The 16,840-nt window shown below is 52.8% G+C and carries 16 protein-coding genes and 1 pseudogene; 7 read left to right on the forward strand and 10 right to left on the reverse strand.

Annotated features, from left to right (window positions below):
* Nucleotides 1–43: 43 nt before the first annotated feature.
* Nucleotides 44–346: a PxxKW family cysteine-rich protein gene (locus tag DESPR_RS10955; RefSeq protein ID WP_245529437.1), complete on the reverse strand. Its 303-nt coding sequence runs from the start codon at nucleotides 344–346 to the stop codon at nucleotides 44–46.
* A gap of 137 nt (nucleotides 347–483) precedes the next feature.
* Here DESPR_RS10955 and DESPR_RS10960 point away from each other — a divergent pair, with 137 nt between their 5' ends.
* The 4 genes from DESPR_RS10960 to DESPR_RS10975 all read left to right on the forward strand — a co-directional run bounded on the left by DESPR_RS10960 (nucleotide 484) and on the right by DESPR_RS10975 (nucleotide 4,450).
* Complete coding sequence (locus DESPR_RS10960; protein ID WP_015724879.1) at nucleotides 484–1,689, forward strand: type II secretion system F family protein; 1,206 nt, start codon at nucleotides 484–486, stop codon at nucleotides 1,687–1,689.
* Nucleotides 1,690–1,723: 34 nt separating this feature from the next.
* On the forward strand, nucleotides 1,724–3,016 hold the full coding sequence (eno, locus tag DESPR_RS10965; RefSeq protein WP_015724880.1) for a phosphopyruvate hydratase: 1,293 nt from the start codon (nucleotides 1,724–1,726) through the stop codon (nucleotides 3,014–3,016).
* A gap of 89 nt (nucleotides 3,017–3,105) precedes the next feature.
* Nucleotides 3,106–3,393, forward strand: a complete 288-nt coding sequence (locus DESPR_RS10970) for an integration host factor subunit alpha (RefSeq protein WP_015724881.1) — start codon at nucleotides 3,106–3,108, stop codon at nucleotides 3,391–3,393.
* Nucleotides 3,394–3,496: 103 nt separating this feature from the next.
* Nucleotides 3,497–4,450 (forward strand): ParB/Srx family N-terminal domain-containing protein, encoded by a 954-nt coding sequence (locus DESPR_RS10975; RefSeq protein WP_015724882.1) that lies wholly within the window; start codon nucleotides 3,497–3,499, stop codon nucleotides 4,448–4,450.
* A gap of 162 nt (nucleotides 4,451–4,612) precedes the next feature.
* On the opposite strand, the gene DESPR_RS10980 is transcribed toward DESPR_RS10975, so the two are convergent.
* The 5 genes from DESPR_RS10980 to DESPR_RS11000 all read right to left on the reverse strand — a co-directional run bounded on the left by DESPR_RS10980 (nucleotide 4,613) and on the right by DESPR_RS11000 (nucleotide 8,718).
* A complete protein-coding gene (locus DESPR_RS10980; protein WP_015724883.1) occupies nucleotides 4,613–4,981 on the reverse strand; it encodes a MerR family transcriptional regulator in 369 nt (122 codons plus the stop codon).
* Nucleotides 4,982–5,053: 72 nt separating this feature from the next.
* On the reverse strand, nucleotides 5,054–6,238 hold the full coding sequence (nrfD, locus tag DESPR_RS10985) for an NrfD/PsrC family molybdoenzyme membrane anchor subunit (RefSeq protein WP_015724884.1): 1,185 nt from the start codon (nucleotides 6,236–6,238) through the stop codon (nucleotides 5,054–5,056).
* 47 nt (nucleotides 6,239–6,285) lie between these two features.
* Nucleotides 6,286–6,519: a hypothetical protein gene (locus DESPR_RS10990; RefSeq protein WP_015724885.1), complete on the reverse strand. Its 234-nt coding sequence runs from the start codon at nucleotides 6,517–6,519 to the stop codon at nucleotides 6,286–6,288.
* Between the two features lie 702 nt (nucleotides 6,520–7,221).
* Nucleotides 7,222–7,941, reverse strand: a complete 720-nt coding sequence (locus DESPR_RS18785) for a c(7)-type cytochrome triheme domain-containing protein (protein ID WP_015724886.1) — start codon at nucleotides 7,939–7,941, stop codon at nucleotides 7,222–7,224.
* A gap of 21 nt (nucleotides 7,942–7,962) precedes the next feature.
* Nucleotides 7,963–8,718 (reverse strand): 4Fe-4S dicluster domain-containing protein, encoded by a 756-nt coding sequence (locus DESPR_RS11000; RefSeq protein WP_015724887.1) that lies wholly within the window; start codon nucleotides 8,716–8,718, stop codon nucleotides 7,963–7,965.
* A gap of 343 nt (nucleotides 8,719–9,061) precedes the next feature.
* Between DESPR_RS11000 and DESPR_RS19305 the strand changes: the two are divergent.
* Both DESPR_RS19305 and DESPR_RS19310 read left to right on the forward strand, forming a co-directional pair.
* Nucleotides 9,062–10,051: pseudogene (locus DESPR_RS19305) on the forward strand (PAS domain-containing protein); the annotation flags it as partial.
* Nucleotides 10,052–10,084: 33 nt separating this feature from the next.
* A complete protein-coding gene (locus tag DESPR_RS19310) occupies nucleotides 10,085–11,467 on the forward strand; it encodes a sigma-54-dependent Fis family transcriptional regulator (RefSeq protein ID WP_043771174.1) in 1,383 nt (460 codons plus the stop codon).
* Between the two features lie 193 nt (nucleotides 11,468–11,660).
* Here the strand turns inward: DESPR_RS19310 and DESPR_RS11010 are convergent, their stop codons facing one another.
* The 3 genes from DESPR_RS11010 to DESPR_RS18510 form a co-directional block, all read right to left on the reverse strand.
* On the reverse strand, nucleotides 11,661–12,104 hold the full coding sequence (locus DESPR_RS11010) for a MerR family transcriptional regulator (RefSeq protein WP_015724889.1): 444 nt from the start codon (nucleotides 12,102–12,104) through the stop codon (nucleotides 11,661–11,663).
* An 85-nt stretch (nucleotides 12,105–12,189) separates the two neighbouring features.
* Nucleotides 12,190–13,383 (reverse strand): NrfD/PsrC family molybdoenzyme membrane anchor subunit, encoded by a 1,194-nt coding sequence (nrfD, locus tag DESPR_RS11015; RefSeq protein WP_015724890.1) that lies wholly within the window; start codon nucleotides 13,381–13,383, stop codon nucleotides 12,190–12,192.
* Between the two features lie 151 nt (nucleotides 13,384–13,534).
* Nucleotides 13,535–13,927 carry a hypothetical protein gene (locus DESPR_RS18510; RefSeq protein WP_169701593.1) on the reverse strand — a complete coding sequence of 131 codons (393 nt, stop codon included), beginning with the start codon at nucleotides 13,925–13,927 and terminating at the stop codon, nucleotides 13,535–13,537.
* 493 nt (nucleotides 13,928–14,420) lie between these two features.
* Here DESPR_RS18510 and ftsH point away from each other — a divergent pair, with 493 nt between their 5' ends.
* On the forward strand, nucleotides 14,421–16,229 hold the full coding sequence (gene ftsH / locus DESPR_RS11020) for an ATP-dependent zinc metalloprotease FtsH (protein ID WP_043771180.1): 1,809 nt from the start codon (nucleotides 14,421–14,423) through the stop codon (nucleotides 16,227–16,229).
* A gap of 18 nt (nucleotides 16,230–16,247) precedes the next feature.
* On the opposite strand, the gene DESPR_RS11025 is transcribed toward ftsH, so the two are convergent.
* Nucleotides 16,248–16,739 carry a thermonuclease family protein gene (locus DESPR_RS11025; protein ID WP_015724892.1) on the reverse strand — a complete coding sequence of 164 codons (492 nt, stop codon included), beginning with the start codon at nucleotides 16,737–16,739 and terminating at the stop codon, nucleotides 16,248–16,250.
* Between the last annotated feature and the right edge of the window lie 101 nt (nucleotides 16,740–16,840).

A 16,840-nucleotide genomic window follows, 5' to 3' on the forward strand; every position in this document is an offset into this window, starting at 1 on the left:
TGTGCTTGCACCACCCGCTAGAAGCAAGGAACAGCGCAATCAGTTACTTGCGACGGGAAGCTCGCTTGGCCGCCTTCAACGGGTTGACCCGGATTTTTGCGACCTTTACCTCGGGTTTTGCATGGGTAGCAAAGTTGCAAATGCCCAACCGCCATTTCGCGGCCGGATTCATATAAGTTTCACAAAATTTATTGCCGCTTGCCTCAACGATACGCTCGCACCCTTCGCACTGCTCGATAACCGGGAGAAATGCTCCTTCGCTGAATTTTGCCACGTCGCTTGTTTGCATATTGCCAACTCCTGAAAAAATATAAACTTTTTCTTGAATCAGAAAAAAATCTTCCATACAATTAAAACGTAATATGAGAGCTCAACGCTCTCGTCGTCCAAAAGATAACTTTTATAAAGGCTATTGCGCCGTCTGTCAATACCAACTCTTTCTTGTTGATATAAAATTGTTGGCAACTGTCTGGAGATTTCTTTATGCCCATCTACGTCTGGAAAGGAAAAAACAGCTTTGGCGAAAAGCGCAAAGGCGAAATCGAAGCGCTCGATGAAGCCGGCGCTCGCGCGCAGCTCAGGCGGTTGCGCATTGACAATCCGACGGTCAAGGAAAAGCCCAAAGATATTTTTGAGAACATAGATTTTTTCAAACCCAAGGTAACGGGCAAGGACATTGTCATTTTCACTCGGCAGTTGTCGACCATGATCGATGCCGGCCTGCCACTGGTCCAATGCCTTCAGATACTTGGCAAACAGCAGAGCAACGCCACGTTCAAGAAGGTATTGCTTTCCATTCAAAACGACGTTGAAACAGGAACCACTCTCGCCGACTCCATGCGCAAGCACCCAAAGGTGTTTGACAACCTCTACAGCAACATGATTGAAGCCGGTGAACTAGGAGGTATCCTGGATACAATCCTCTCGCGGTTGGCCAGTTTCAAGGAAAAAGCCATGGCTCTGCAGAAAAAGATCAAGGGTGCCATGACCTACCCTGTTATCTGTCTGGCCATTTCCATTCTCATCCTGATCGTCATCCTGGTGTTTGTCATTCCCGTTTTTGTCGAAATGTTTGCCAGCATGGATTCCGCCTTGCCGGCAGTCACCCAACTGGTCGTTGACATGAGTGATTTTGTCAAAGGGAATATCATTTATATTCTGATGTTCGGCATCTTGTTATTCTACGGGATTAAAAAAATCTACAACACGGAAAAAGGGCGGCTCAAAATCGATGCGTTCATCCTCAAAGCCCCGGTCATAGGGCAACTCACCAGAAAAGTAGCGGTATCAAAATTCACCCGAACCTTGAGCACTATGCTGCAAAGCGGTGTGCCCATATTGGACGCCCTTCAAGTCGTTGCCCGGACCTCGGGCAACAAAATTGTCGAGCGGGCGGTTCTACGGGTATCTGAAAGCATTGCCGAGGGCCGGCCGATTGCCGAACCCCTGGAGGAGTCGGGTGTTTTTCCGAACATGGTTGTCCAGATGATTAATGTTGGTGAATCGGTGGGCGCACTTGACACCATGCTGGAAAAAATAGCCGATTTCTATGATGAAGAAGTGGATCAGGCCGTCGAAAACCTGACAGCAATGATCGAACCCTTCATGATGGTTTTTCTTGGTGGCATGATCGGTGGACTTGTAGTAGCAATGTACCTACCCATTTTCCAAATGGCGGGCAAAATTTAAACTTCGTCTTACTAATTGCAGGAGATAGATTCCTATGAGTGAAATTACAGGTGTTCTGGCCAGAGAAATACTTGATTCTCGGGGAAACCCCACCGTTGAGGTGGAAGTACAGCTCGAAAGCGGGGCCATTGGCCGGGCCGCCGTGCCCTCCGGCGCATCCACCGGGACGCGGGAAGCGTTGGAGTTGCGAGACAAGGAAAATAAACGCTACGGCGGAAAAGGTGTCCTGCAGGCAGTGCACAATGTCAACGAGCAGATTGCGCCCGCCATTGTTGGTTTCGAATCTTCGCAGCAAGTCGTGATCGACCACATCATGCTGCAACTTGACGGAACAGCCAACAAGGAGAAATTTGGCGCCAACGCCATCCTTGGCGTCTCCATGGCTATTGCCAAGGCAACCGCCATGGAGTTGGAGCTGCCTCTTTACAATTACCTCGGCGGCGTCAATGCCAAGGTGCTGCCAGTACCCATGATGAACATCCTCAATGGCGGAGCGCACGCCGACAATAACGTCGACATTCAGGAATTCATGATCCTCCCTGCGGGCGCGCCATCCTTTGCCGAGGCACTACGCATGGGGGCGGAAACCTTTCATGCCCTCAAGTCCGTTTTAAAAAAGCGCGGTTTGCAGACAGCTGGAGGTGATGAAGGCGGCTTTGCCCCCAATTTGCGTTCCAATGAGGAAGCGATGGAAGCGATCCTCGAAGGAATTGTGCAAGCCGGCTACACCCCCGGAAAGGACATTTTTATCGGCATCGATGCCGCAGCCAGTGAATTCTATTCGGCTCAAGAGAAGAAATATGTGCTGAGCGCTGAAAAAAATCCCAAAAAATCAGCGGAAGAGATGATCGCCTTCTATACTGACTGGGTCAACAAATACCCGCTGATCACCATAGAAGACGGCCTGGACGAATCGGACTGGGAGGGCTGGAAACAACTCACCAAAGCATTGGGAGGCCGAATCCAACTGGTTGGCGATGATATTTTCGTCACCAATACCAGCATATTGAAAAAAGGTATAGCGCAACAAATCGCCAACTCGATTCTGATCAAACTCAACCAGATTGGCTCAGTCACGGAAACCATCGACGCAGTGGACATGGCGCACCGGGCATCCTATACGGCGGTTATTTCCCACCGTTCCGGAGAGACGGAAGACGCGACCATCGCTGATTTGGCTGTGGCTCTCAACACTGGACAAATCAAGACAGGCGCCCCCTCGCGAAGCGACAGAGTGGCAAAATACAATCAATTGCTCCGCATCGAGGAAGAGTTAGGACAAGCTGCTCAGTTTGCCGGCATTTCAGCCTTTCCGTTTCTTGCCTGAACCGGTTGACAGCTTGCCGCTTCTATTCCTATGATAGGAAAAATTGGTTGAATTGATTTTTTCTGTGTGTTCCATCAAGGAGGTACAAAATGACGCTGACCAAAGCTGATTTAGTCCAGCAGGTCTACAAGACCCATCCCAATTTGACCAAATCACAATCCACGGAGTCCGTCGAAACCTTTTTAGCGCTCTCCAAATCCTCGTTGATCACCGGCGAGGACTTGTTGCTGAGCGGATTCGGCAAATTCAACATCAAAGATAAAAAGTCCCGGAGGGGTCGAAACCCGCAAACAGGAAACGAGTTGACCCTTGACGCCCGACGCGTGGTAACGTTTAAACCATCGGGCATTCTGCGATCCAGAATCAACAGTGATTAACCCTGTGTAATAATCGAACAAAGAACCCTTACCAGGCTATATCAGGGCGCCTTCCCATTGGCGCCCTTTTTTATTGCCTGGCAGTCACCCGTAGCAAAGAACAATGGATACGAACCTTCCGGCGACATTCGACTTCACCTTCACACTCCTTGGCACGTCGCAACTCGACTTTCCCGATCACTTCATCGATTTTCTGTATCACGAATGCACGGATGCGTTGATCGTTGAGAGCTTGCAAAAAGTTGGCCTGACGCAACCATTGCCTGTCCGGCAGATTGCACCTTCACGCTATCAACTCCTGGCCGGTTATCCCTATCTGCCAGCGATCAGGGATCTAGGGATCGATGAGGTTTATTGCCAACTCGTTTCCCCTGCCACCCCATTGTTCAATATCACGTACCTGCAAATCGTTCATAGCTTGTCAACGGTCCGCAACAGTCCGGTCTTGCAAGCCCATCTTTTGCAAGAAGCGCAGCAAATCCTTGCCGACCATGAAGTAATGAAATTGTTGTCGGCCATGGGACACAAACCTCAACGGTACAAGCTGCAAGAACTTCTTGGTGTGCTACAATTAGAATCATTGGTCGTATTTGCCCTGCATAATGGGACCCTATCCTTAAAAGTTGGCAAACAATTCGCTCGTCTTTCCGAAGGAGATCAACGTTATCTGATGAAATTGATCGATACTTATCGCCCAGGAGGCTCAAAGCAGCAGAAACTGGTAGAGATGATAATCGAGATCTCTTTGCGAGAGGGCAAGTCCGTGAGTGATCTTGCAGAGGAATGGTTCAGGACAGAAAAGGAGATCGATCAAGACAATATCCCGCAACAGCTGCAACAGCTTTTACGCTACCTGGACCACCGCTCTTCACCGGGAAAAAATGCGGCAGAAAAAAAATTCAGGCAGCTCATTCAAGAGCTGCAACCACCTGACCGAATAACGATTGAACACTGCCTTTCTTTTGAAGACGAAAGCCTGGAAGTTCGTCTGCAATTTCCCGACAGCGACTCTCTGCGGCGGCAGTGGCCGGCTATCATCAATTGCACCACCCCTTGACACCCGTTCATCAACAGGGGCATGCAACGTCCGCCTGTGACCGCCGGTAACGCGTCGAACAGCAGGATTTCTCCACGGATTCGAAAGGTCAAAAAAAAGCCGAGAAAACCAGTTATCGCCCTGGTTTCCATCGGCTTGGCTGGAACCTCTTCGACAGGATCATCAAGCCGCCTTCGAATCGGCCTTCTGCACTTTTTTGATTTTCTGCTTGTCGATTTTCTTGGGGACCAGGGCATTGGCCATGAACGCTGTGCACTGTTTGCGTTTTTCAAAAGGACAATCGGTGATATTCCAGCAAGGTGTGTACTGGAGCAACTTTTTCACGGCGGCAATGGATACACCATGTTCGTGGATCATCTCCCGCAGACACTCGATCCATTTGATATCGTTCATGGTGTAGTACCGCCACTTCCCCTTGCGCAAGGGAGCAACCAGCCCCTCTTCCTCATAAATCCGCAAGGTCCGGGGATGCACCCCAAGCATCTGCGCCGCTACCCCGATGGTAAATATCGCTTTTTGTTCATCAACCATTTCAACCCTCGCAATGGTAAATTCATGACCGTTCCCCAAGGGAACGGTCATGAATCGGATCGATTCCCAGGATCAATGCGCCTCGTGCTCGGTGAAACTCTTGCCAAAGAATCGTTCGCCCTGAAGGAAGGCTATGCCGGTCAAACCGATACCCGCCATGACCACAAGCCACTCATATCCAGATGGTGTGTAGGTAAGATAGGTGGGTAAATTATCATAACCGGCATATTGAGGCACGATCTGCCCACCAACCACCATGTTGAGCCGGGAGACAAACATGCCAACCAAGGTCATCAACGCCGCGGTCGACATGGCCGCCACGCTCTTTAAACGGCTGAGAAGAAGCAGAACGACTGGCGCCGCCAGTCCGACTCCGACCTCAAGTGCCCAGAAATTGAATGACAGCGGACCGATATAAAGAGCATTGGCAGCGATTTTTCCGTCATTGACGCCTCCGACATAGAACGAAGCCATTCTCCAGAAGGTGGAGACAGCAACCAGGATCAGCATCAGCAGCAATACCTTGCCGGCAGCGTGCACACCTTCAAAAACATGCTGTTCCATCTTGCGGCCACGAATGACATAGGCATAGTGGGTGAAAAGAATGGCTGCAGCCGCCCCGGATAGAAAGGCGCAGGCGAGGAAATACACCGGCAATTGGGCCCCATACCAAAACGGTCGAGCGGCTAGGGTGGCGAACACCCCACCCAAACAGGTGTTGGCCGCAACCTCGGCCAAGGCGCCGAGAATGCCAAGCACCAGGGCCAAGGTGTAATGGCGGGTGAGGATAAGCCAGAACTCAAGAAGAATGAAACCAAGCGCCAAACCGTACAGCGTGCCCATCCACCAAATGTTGGAAGTGATGTTTGGCGAAATGATATTGTAGATCGCCATGCGCCATGGACTTTCGATTTCCATGCCGATGACCGTGAACCCGCTGAGGATGGTGATCAAGGAGATCCACACCATTCTGTTGGCCAGGGGAGCCAGTTTGTTGCCGCCGAACACATGGCTGATCGCCGCCAACAAACACAATCCCGTGGAGGTGATGGCAAAAAAAGCGTACGTGGAAATCAAAAGCCCCCAGGGAACTTCACGTGTGTTGTTGAATATATGTTCATGACCAATAAAAAAACCAACTAGGCCGACACCAACGCCGACGATCAAAAGTAACCCGAAAATACCGGATAAGGTTTTTACCAGGGGACTCGCCACCTCCGGTTCAGCTGTTGCAGTCAGTGAAAATCCGTTTGCCATGGGCCTAACCTCCTTTTGTGCTTGTTCAATAATGACAATGATGCTGATTATAACCGCGCTGGCTCAATCATCTTCTCCCTGTTCTCTTCGCTGGCAAGGGACCCGAGGCCAATCAAGACGACGATGGCTGAAAAGGGCCCTAAAAGAAGAAAAAGAACAAAGGTGAGACAGAACCAGAAAGACTCGACAATTTGCGTGACATGTGCCCGCATCCACAAGGCGAGAGAATGACCGCCATCATTTCCCGACTGTTTGGTTTGACTGTACGGTAGGATATTCATTGGTTTCCCCCTTTTCGTTATCTGCCGATGAAGCGTTTCGATGCCTTTGACAACGCAAGGGATATGCCACCTGGATATGCGAGCGCCTTCTTTTCACGAAAGAATGACATAACGACTTGAAGTTACGTTTGTTTTACAATCTACAACAATTTGTTTTTAAGTTTTCAGTCCATCTACGATTGTCAATATTTTACTGGTACACGATCAAAATTAGCCCACATGCCACACTACGATTGATCAAAATACGCCTGATCTTTTCCGTGACACCAAGGGGACGCATGCATACTCCCAGGAAAAAAACGTCAATAATTTCAAACGATATCGTCCAGCAAGGCCAAAACTACCAACCCATGCCTTTCTTTACCGCTTCCGATAACAAAAGAACGGCTTCAAAAAAATATCTATAAATTCAATGTATTATAAAAAGCCAGCCACACGAGCGGCGCATTTCAAGTCCATCCAGACAAGAAACCACGCAACGACAGGGGACCGCTTCAAGGGAACGGTAGAGGGGTACCGTCATCGATACTCCACGAACCAATGAGTTAATCAAACAGGAAGGGAGGGGGGAGAGAGTGACAAGCCATGCTAGGTGTCGCGGAAAGAGTTGGAACCGCTATTGTCAGGAAAGTTGTCAATAGCGGTGGAGAGCTGAAAGGGCGGGACGGGCAGGACACCCGTCCCGATATGCTGAGCGGACGATCAGTGTTCTTTTTTCCCGTGGTCCTTGCCTTCGACTTGGGCCGCGCCGGCAAATTTGCGCTCGAATCCCTTTACGCCAATGTGACAGGTGGTACAACGGGTGTTGGAGGCAAAGGCGTCGGTGCCGTTATGGCAGACACCACAGTATTTGCCCGCATAGAGCGCCTCCATGGTAAATTTTTCTGGATGTTCTTCGGCTGCACCTTTGCGCATTTCAAAGGCCTTATCATGGCAGCTGGCACAGTCAAGCCCCATGTCAACATGCCCCTTGTGCTCGAATATGACCGATTTCACGGGAACATTAAACACAATGGTCTCCGGCTGCTTCATATCGCTACCATGGCAGACCTTGCAGGTTTCTGGTCCGGTGGTGTTGAACGCCATTTTGCCATCATGGCAGGCACCGCAGTATTTGCCGGCATCCAGGGAAGCCATGTTATAATCGCCCTTGGCCTTGGTTGATCCGCGTTTGCGCTCAAAGAGATCGGGGTGACAGCTGTCACAACTCAAGCCAGCGGTCACCACATGGGATTTGTGGCTGAACATCTCCTTGACCGGTTCCACAGCGATCACCTGGGTTTGGCCATAGGATTCAAATTGCTTGTCCTGGGCGGGCGGCTGTGCTGCGGTCGGGGCAGTTGCCTGAATATCGGCGGTGCACAATACCCCTGCGGCGACAAGAAGACCAAGGGCTGCGAGTATTTTCGTTTTTGTGTTCATAGTCCCCTCTCCTTCCGCTGTTTAGGCATTCATATAAAAGACATTGGGCAAGGCGCCGGTTTCCGGCCGCAGGACCCAGACCGTTGTTTCCGGCCGATGCACCAGTTTATAGACCTCGCTGTTTGGATCGCTGAGATCGCCGAACACCCGGACCTTAGCCGGACAGGCTTCCACGCAGGCTGTGTCTTTTTTCCCTTTGGACAAGCGGGTGTCATAGCAGAAATTGCATTTATCGACCGCGCGAATTTCTTCATTGAAGTACCGTGCATTATAGGGACAAGCGGCCATACAGGTCTTGCAGCCGATGCATTTCTTGCTATCCATGACCACGATACCGGTGGTTTTATCCTTGTAGGTGGCCACGGTGGGGCAAACGCGGACACAGGGCGGCTCGTTGCACTGGTTGCAGAGCACGGGCATGAATATTGTCTCTTTTTCTTTGGGTCCGATCTCCCGGACTCTTTCCAGGATCATGGTCCGCCAACCATAGGGAGGCACATGGTTGGTTTGGACACAGGCCTCCATGCAGCGTTCGCAATCGACGCAGAGATTCTGGCGCATGACCATGCTGTAATGAGGGCTGTAGGGGTATTTCTCGGTCTTTGGCGGAGCGCCCACAGCACTTTCGGCGTTGCGAACGCTGGTCAGCGACAGTATCGTCCCCCCCATGAACAATCCGGTAATGGCGAGTCCGGCGCGCAAAAAGGTTCGGCGCTCAAGTGAAGGCAGGTGTTCCACACCTTCATTGTTTAATTTTTCCAGCTCATTAATGTTCATTCCATACCCTCAAGATAAAAAGTAACGAAGACGACATCGGCACCTTGTGCTACAATGTGTTGTTATGGCCCGAAAAAAAAAGCCCTAGAATGAATAGCCACTCATTAATTAAAAAATGCAACGAGGGAACATAACCCAAAACCAAGAGAAGAGCAAGTTTTCAAATATATGCTATAGTAAGGCAACTTCGCACAGCCAATTTTCACTCCTGGCACCCGTTGCGGCGGAGTGCCGCTGATGCAATCGAAATCAGTGTTTCGTTTCTCGCACGGCTGAATCTTTTTATCCCGGAATGTGAACTGTTGACCGGTTCGCGCTTCCCTCCACCAAGCGGCGGCTGACCATGAATAAAAATCTTTCCCGGGAACACCCTGTGTTCCAGAACACATTGGCGGTATTCTCCCTTGACCGCGACTGCCGGATCATCGGGTTGAATAAAAATGCAGAACTGCTCACCGGTCGGCCCTTAGGCGAATTGTTTGGCAAATCAATGGATGAGCTCCTGCTGTTCAAAGGACAAACCGTCAATTTGGCCGAACTCTTCTCCCAGGCGGATTGGGAACAATCGCTTTCCCGCCAGTCCCTCTTGCTGCAGACTGACCAGGAAATCCGTCCCATCGACGTCCTGGCCACGGTGACCCCATTATGGGATCGCCACCGCGCGCTCTGCGGCGCGCTTGTCACCCTGGACAGCACCAATGAATCGCTCTATCACCAACTGCTTCTGGACAGCGTCTCCGAAGGCGTGCTAACCGTCAACCGCGACATGGAAATCATCTCGTTCAACCGCGCAGCGGAAGCGATCACCGGTTGGAAGACCGAGGAAATTCTCGGCAAGAACTGTCAGGATGTCTTTCCGGAAGAACTGTGCGAAAACGGCTGTCTGATTCGCTCCTCGATCGAGCGGGAGCAGTCGTTTGCGGCCCAGACCGTATTCATGACCCATAAGGACGGTCGGTTTTTCCCCCTGTCGCTAACCTCCTCGCCGCTCTACGATCTCAACGGCAAGGTCATCGGCGGAGTACAGACCTTTCATGATTGCTCCGACAGCCTCAACAATGCCTTGATCCTGGCTTCGGTGGCCGACGGCGTGTTCACCATCGACCGCAACCGGACCATCACCTCCTTCAATCGAGCGGCGGAATCGATCACCGGCTGGAAACAGGAAGAGGTGATCGGTAAACCCTGCAACGAAATTTTCCATTCCAGCGTCTGCGGCAGCGACTGCATGCTGATGAAGGCTATCGACCGCAACAACATGTACATCGACCGGTCCATCTTCATCAAGGGCAAGGCGGGCAATTCCATCCCGGTGACCATCAGCTCGGCGCCGTTGTTCGACGATTTCGGCAATATCATCGGCGGCATCGAAACGTTCCGCGACAACACCTCCTCCATCCGTGAAAGCCTGATCCTTGATTCCATAGCCGATGGCGTGTTCACCGTGGACCGCAACTGGAACATCACCTCGTTCAACAGGGCCGCCGAGGAGATCACCGGCTGGTCACGGGAGGATGCCATGGGCATGTCCTGCTCAGACATCTTCCACTCGTCGATCTGCGGCAAAAACTGCGCCATCGCCGAAAGCCTCTACAGCGGCAAACCGGTGGCCAACCGCTCGATCACCATCCGCAACAGTCAGGGGGAAAAGGTGCCGATCAGTATCAGCGCCGCCCCGCTCACCGATCATGAAGGCAACATTATCGGCGGGGTGGAGACCTTCCGCGATCTGACCGCGATCACCAGCCTGCGCCAGCAATTGAGCCAGAAATATACCTTTGACGCGATCATCTCCAAGTCAGCCGCCATGCAGCGGCTGTTCAACATTCTTCCGGAAATCGCCCGCAGCCCCAGCACCGTGCTCATTCTCGGGGAATCCGGCACCGGCAAGGAATTGGTCGCCAGGGCGCTCTACAATGCTAGCGAACGCAAGGACAAGCCCTTTGTGGTGGTCAACTGCGCGGCCCTGCCGGAAACTCTGCTTGAATCCGAACTGTTCGGTTACAAGGCCGGCGCCTTCACCGATGCCCGCAAGGACAAGATCGGCCGTTTTGCCGCCGCCGAGGGCGGCACACTGTTCCTCGACGAGATCGGCGACATTCCCGGCGCCGTTCAGGTCAAACTGCTGCGCGTTCTCCAGGAAAAGGTCTACGAGCCGCTGGGCTCCAACACGCCGGTCAAGGCCGATGTGCGCATCATCACCGCCACCAACCGCAACCTCCAGGCCCTGGTCAAGGAAGGAGCTTTCCGCGACGACCTCTTCTACCGCCTCAATGTGGTCAAAATCAACCTGCCGCCGTTGCGTGAACGCAAGGAGGACATCCCGTTGTTGATCGATCACTTCATTAAAAAATACAGTGCCCAACAGGGTAAGGACATCGTCGGTATATCCAGCGGCGCCTTGGCCATCCTCATGCGCTACGACTATCCCGGCAACATCCGTGAATTGGAAAATATTGTCGAATATTCCTTTATCCTCTGCGAAGGCGGCTATATCCAACCCCAACATCTGCCCGAACCCTTTGCCGCCGGTTTCGAGCAACCCGCCTCCCGCGCCGTGCAGGATGACGGGCCGCAGACGCTTGAGGAGATCGAAAAACAGGCGATCATTCTCAGTCTGGAGCGCAACCGTTGGCGCAAGATGGCCACCTGCCGGGAACTGGCGATCTCCAAGGACACTCTGCGCCGCAAGATCGAACGCTATGGTATCCACAATCCGCTGACGGGCGAAGCCGAACAGGAAGAATAAATCCGGCACGTTCATCCGGCACAAAAAAAGCGTTCCGAACTTTGCTCGGAACGCTTTTTCGTTTTCCTCATCGTCTCAACCGTGCACCACCGACTGTTGGTCGAACGGTACTCCTGAGCCAACTCGACACGGCCTTAGGCACACGATCTTTGCCGGTTGCCGGGGATCGAGGAACAACCGATTCGAAAATCGATCAACCGGACGATTGGTGCTTTTTTTTTTGCCCGGGTTCGCCCCGACTCTGCCGATCCTTTTCCTTGGCCTCCAGCCGGGCGGCCGCATCACCTACCGGATGCAGCGTCCGCGGCACGGCCCGATCGACCTTGGCCGTGCACTGTTGCTGGATTTCTGCTGGACATCCAGCCACTTCCCAGCAGGGAACCAAATCGAGCAGCTTTTTCAGCCCCGGAATACTGATCCCCTCTTCATGGATAAAGGTGCGCAGACAGGTTATCCATTGAATATCATCGGCGGAAAACATCCGCCGGTTGCCGACAAGGGTCGGCTTGATCAATCCTTCCTGTTCATAAATCCGCAACGTCCGCGGATGCACATTCAGCAACTTGGCGGCGACTCCGATCGGATAGATAGGCACATCGGACCGTATCGCCTGTATTTCCGTTTTCTTTCTTGCCATGCCGGCCTCCTCTGTCAGTGCGGGGCGCCGGGACGGAGCGGCAAGCTGTCAGCGCCTGCCGCTCCGTCGTTCGACACACAATCCATCAGTGCTCTTCGGACAGATGACCGCGGAACAGCCGTTCGCCCATCATGAAGAGGATTCCGCAGAAGGTAAAGCCGGACAGGGTCACCATCCACTCGTGCAAGGTCGGCGCATAGGGCAAAATATGCGGCAGATCAACAATATTGAATTGATGAAACCCGGGAATGATTTGCCCAACGATCACCAGATCGTAGCGCATGACGAAGATGCCGATGATGCTGGCCAGCGAGCCGAGCGCCATGGCCGTCAGGTTCTTGGCCCGAACCGCAAGGATGATCAGGAAGGGGATGACCAGCCCCAGAGCAACCTCGCCATACCAGAAATTCTTGGCAAAGGGACCGTTGATCAGGGCCATGATCGCCTCGTATTTTCCCGGCGGATGACCGGAGATACCGGAGATCAATTTCCAGGTGGTGAAGAACATGATGATGAGGTACAGCAACGCTCCCAGTTTGGCCACAGAACGCAGGGACTCCTGCAGCTGCTCGCTCATCTTCCAGCCGTTGATCTTATACCCCAGCCAATGAAAGAAAATCACCGTGGCGCACCCGGACATCATGGCCGAGGTGATGAAGTAGATCGGCATATAGGGGCCATGCCAGAACTCACGGCCATTCAGGAGTCCAAATACCGCCCCGAGATTGGAATGAGCGGCAACACCCGAAATAACGCCCAATAGACCGCACATGCCGGCAATCTTATGCCTGCCGGCCTGCAACAGGGCAAACTCGATCAGCATGAAGAACAGGTAGGCGCCGTACAACGTGCCCATCCACCAAATGTTGGAACTGAGATTCGGGGAGATGATGTTGTAGATAGCCATGCGCCAGGGATTTTCAATCTCAAAGGCGATGACCAGAAAACCCGCCACAATGGTGGCAATGGCCAGATAGACCGAACGTTTGGCAATGGGCTTGAAGGCCTCGAAGCCGAACACATGGCCAATGGACGAAACCAGACACAGCCCTGTCGAGGTCACGACAAAAAAGACGTAAGCGCCCAGCATCAGCCCCCATGGGACTTCGCGGGTGACACCATACACATGTTCATGGCCGGCAAACATGGCGTGCACGCCAAAGGCGATTCCCACCAGGGTGAACAGACCCAACAGACCGATCACGCCGTTGTACACGCTGGACCGGCTCCCTTCAAGCCCCCCTTCCTGGGGCAGAACCTTGGTTAATATATTTTCCATGGCACCTTCTCCTTTACGGAATCAACGACCCCAATCGTCGTTATTCCGGCTGATTAATAACCGTTGAATCAAACCACATCGGGACGAACAATTTGGTCAGGGCAAATCGCTTTCTTCTCGCAAAGACTGAAGAACCGGCTTGATTCTCAGATCAAACAGCGTATGGAGAACAGCACCACCCAACCAGATAACGAAAAAAATAAGAGCTTCCATTTGCTTCTCCTTGTTCCGGATCTCCGGACAGTTGTTGTGCACCAGGATTTATTGGCGGATAAACACCCGGTTGATTGTCTTTTGCGCGGCACCTCCTTGCGATGCGACCCGGCACCATTCTGCGGCTGCCGGATCTGGTCCTCGAATATTTCCTTGCTGCTTTTTTATCCAGCGGCGAATACGCTGTCAAGAAAAACAACGGTCGATTGTTAAAAAATATGTAAATAAATAGATCAATATTCGCCCGATAAAAAGATTTCAACTTGCATGCGAAATAAATATTTTCGATATTATCCACCGCAATTATTTGTATATATTTATTTTTAGGCATTTTTATTCAATAATTAATCAAGACACCACTACCCTTTCCCCGAAATAGCAATCCAACTCGCGGTTCTCATTATGCGTCTAAAAAATAACATTATGATCAAAATGCGCCCACACTGTTCACCCTCTCCGCAACCGCAGGTTCCCGGTATCCCTCAGAACCGGACCAAAGGGGCAGAATATCGACCTGATAGAAAAGAACACCCGAGCAGCAGGTAATGCTTGACTATGGAACAAATACTGCAAATGATATTTTTAGCTACTCGCCTTCATCCAGATGACGAGCGAGCTTCCTTTTTCCCCTTCAAGGTGGCGGCCTTGGAGGGGATTTCTTTTCCCCTCCCCTTCCTCCGGCTTTACCTTTACCGCGATTTATGGTAGCCCTGATCAGACATGCCGCTTGCTTGGGCGGCCGTGGCCTTGGGCCTCCCGCCCGCGCCATCGTCAACTTTGGGCGCATTTTTTCCATCGTCTTGTTCATTCCCCAGGAGCCTTGCGTGCAAAAATTCTACAAGAATCTTTCCATCTGGCTGATCATCGCTCTTTCCGCCCTGCTGCTGTTGCATTACTGCAAGAAATCACCGGATCGCCACCATACCGTTGCCTATACCGAATTCCTGAAAAAGGCGGACAGCGGCGTACTCTCCACGGTCACCATGATCGACCAAACCATACTTTGGGAAACCGCGGACGGTGAGCGTTTCAAAACGGTTGTGCCGCAAGCCCAGGCCACCGTTGACCACCTGCTGCGCAAAAACGTCACGATCCGCGCTGAAATCCCGCCCCAGACCCCGTGGTTTGTGCAAACGCTCCTATCCTGGCTGCCCATTTTACTTTTTGCTGTTCTCTGGTTCTTTTATTTCCAAAAAGGAGGCAGCCAAGGGGGAAGTGGTTCCGGCAGGGCCATGGCATTTGGCAAAAGCAGGGCCCGCCTGATCAACCCAGAGGAATCGAAAGTCAAACTTGCCGACGTGGCTGGCATCGACGAAGCGAAGGAAGAAGTAGAGGAAATCGTTGATTTTTTAAAAAATCCCGGCAAATTCGTTGCAGCTGGCGCCCGAATTCCCACCGGCGTGCTCCTCTACGGAGAACCGGGAACCGGTAAAACCCTGCTGGCCAAGGCCATTGCCGGTGAAGCAGGCGTGCCTTTTTTCTCCATCAGCGGCTCTCACTTCGTCGAAATGTATGTTGGAATCGGCGCCTCCCGGGTGCGTGATCTGTTCAACGAAGGTAAGAAAAAAGCCCCATGCATCATCTTCATCGACGAAATCGATGCGGTTGGCCGCCATCGTAGTGCCGGTACCGGTTCTGGAGGCAACGATGAACGGGAACAGACCCTCAACCAACTGCTGGTGGAGATGGACGGGTTTGAGGCCAACGACCACGTGATCGTCATCGCGGCCACCAACCGCCAGGACATTCTTGATCCGGCCCTGCTGCGACCGGGTCGTTTTGATCGTCAGGTCATGGTGCCATTGCCCGACGTGGGTGGGCGGGAGAAGATTCTCAAGGTCCATGCCCGCAACACCAAGATCGGACCAGATGTGGATTGGCAGGTGATCGCCAAGGGCACGCCCGGTTTTTCTGGCGCGCAATTGGCCAGCCTGGTCAACGAGGCCGCTCTGCTGATGACCAGAAAAAACAGCCAAACCATTACCATGGAAATTCTGGAGGCGGCCAAGGACAAGGTATTGATGGGGGCGGAGCGGCGCAGCCTGATCATCACCGACAAGGAAAAACGGATCACCGCCTGCCACGAGGCCGGCCACGCCTTGGTGGCGTGGATGCTGCCCGGTGCCGACCCGGTGCACAAGGTGACGATCATCCCCCGCGGGCGAGCCCTGGGCCTGACCATGCAACTTCCCGCTGAAGAACGCTCTTCCCATGATCGCACTTTTTTGTTTCACAATCTCTGCACGCTGCTTGGCGGACGGATAGCCGAGGAAATCGTCTTCAACCAGATGACCACCGGCGCCGGCAACGACATCGAACGGGTTTCGGACATCGCCCGGCGGATGGTTTGCGAATGGGGAATGAGCGAGTCGATCGGCCCGCTGACCTTCAGGGCGCCCAATCCCCTGGGTGGCCAACCGGCGCAAATCATCAGCGAACAGACGGCCATGCTGATCGATGCGGAAGTGAAAAAGCTGGTACAGTCAGCCTATGACCACGCACACAGCCTTCTTACCCGGCACCGCGCCCTGCTGGATGCCATGACCAATGCCCTGCTGGAACGGGAAACGATCTCGGGCGCCGATATTCAGGCAATCATTGATCGAATGCCCCGTGACGCGGAAAGCAAATGAGGCCGACGAAACAGATGGTCAACGATGCCGCTGTTTCCATTTCCAGGGCGGCACGGGCCTCTCATCCCGCCAGACCCCCAGGCGCAGTTGGCGTGCGGACCGTTCCAGCTGTTCCAGTTCTTGACAAAACGGCTCGCTCTTGCAGTAGAAGGGGTGCACCCACGCCATGCCGGTGCGCACCAACTCGGCATTGACCACAAGACCAGGCCGCTTCACCACCGCAACCGTTCGTCCGTACCTATCAACGTCCACGGGGACGATGGATACCTCCTTTCCCGTCATCAAAACAGTGGCGCGACGCTTCGCCTCCGCCCAGCCCGCCTGCCCATGTTCGGGACAATCAATACCGAAAAGACGGATGGTTTCAACCCTGCCGCGGGTTTTCACCCGAAGCGAATCGCCGTCAAGAACCCGGGTGACGGTTCCTTCCCAGGCGAAAACATCCAAGCCGCTCAGTTGCAGAACGATACATACGCCAACGAATACCCAGCCTGCTTTGCTCCAGCGCATCCTCTTGCCTCCTTTTTTGTCGATCGATCAGTAGGCTGTTTTTTGCCTTTTGTGTTCTTCTTGTCAAGGAAATGACACTTTGCATGCAAAGTCCCTTGTGT

This window comes from Desulfobulbus propionicus DSM 2032, assembly GCF_000186885.1.
Taxonomy (GTDB): Bacteria; Desulfobacterota; Desulfobulbia; order Desulfobulbales; family Desulfobulbaceae; genus Desulfobulbus; species Desulfobulbus propionicus.

Bases quoted from the DNA above. Each gene is read 5' to 3' on its own strand.
- DESPR_RS11000 (WP_015724887.1), bottom strand. From the start codon at position 8,718: ATGAACATTAATGAGCTGGAAAAATTAAACAATGAAGGTGTGGAACAC.
- DESPR_RS10955 (WP_245529437.1), bottom strand. From the start codon at position 346: ATGGAAGATTTTTTTCTGATTCAAGAAAAAGTTTATATTTTTTCAGGA.
- DESPR_RS18510 (WP_169701593.1), bottom strand. From the start codon at position 13,927: ATGCCTAAAAATAAATATATACAAATAATTGCGGTGGATAATATCGAA.
- DESPR_RS18785 (WP_015724886.1), bottom strand. From the start codon at position 7,941: ATGAACACAAAAACGAAAATACTCGCAGCCCTTGGTCTTCTTGTCGCC.
- nrfD (WP_015724890.1), bottom strand. From the start codon at position 13,383: ATGGAAAATATATTAACCAAGGTTCTGCCCCAGGAAGGGGGGCTTGAA.
- DESPR_RS10975 (WP_015724882.1), top strand. From the start codon at position 3,497: ATGGATACGAACCTTCCGGCGACATTCGACTTCACCTTCACACTCCTT.
- DESPR_RS10980 (WP_015724883.1), bottom strand. From the start codon at position 4,981: ATGGTTGATGAACAAAAAGCGATATTTACCATCGGGGTAGCGGCGCAG.
- DESPR_RS11010 (WP_015724889.1), bottom strand. From the start codon at position 12,104: ATGGCAAGAAAGAAAACGGAAATACAGGCGATACGGTCCGATGTGCCT.
- nrfD (WP_015724884.1), bottom strand. From the start codon at position 6,238: ATGGCAAACGGATTTTCACTGACTGCAACAGCTGAACCGGAGGTGGCG.
- DESPR_RS11025 (WP_015724892.1), bottom strand. From the start codon at position 16,739: ATGCGCTGGAGCAAAGCAGGCTGGGTATTCGTTGGCGTATGTATCGTT.
- DESPR_RS10960 (WP_015724879.1), top strand. From the start codon at position 484: ATGCCCATCTACGTCTGGAAAGGAAAAAACAGCTTTGGCGAAAAGCGC.
- DESPR_RS10990 (WP_015724885.1), bottom strand. From the start codon at position 6,519: ATGAATATCCTACCGTACAGTCAAACCAAACAGTCGGGAAATGATGGC.
- eno (WP_015724880.1), top strand. From the start codon at position 1,724: ATGAGTGAAATTACAGGTGTTCTGGCCAGAGAAATACTTGATTCTCGG.
- DESPR_RS10970 (WP_015724881.1), top strand. From the start codon at position 3,106: ATGACGCTGACCAAAGCTGATTTAGTCCAGCAGGTCTACAAGACCCAT.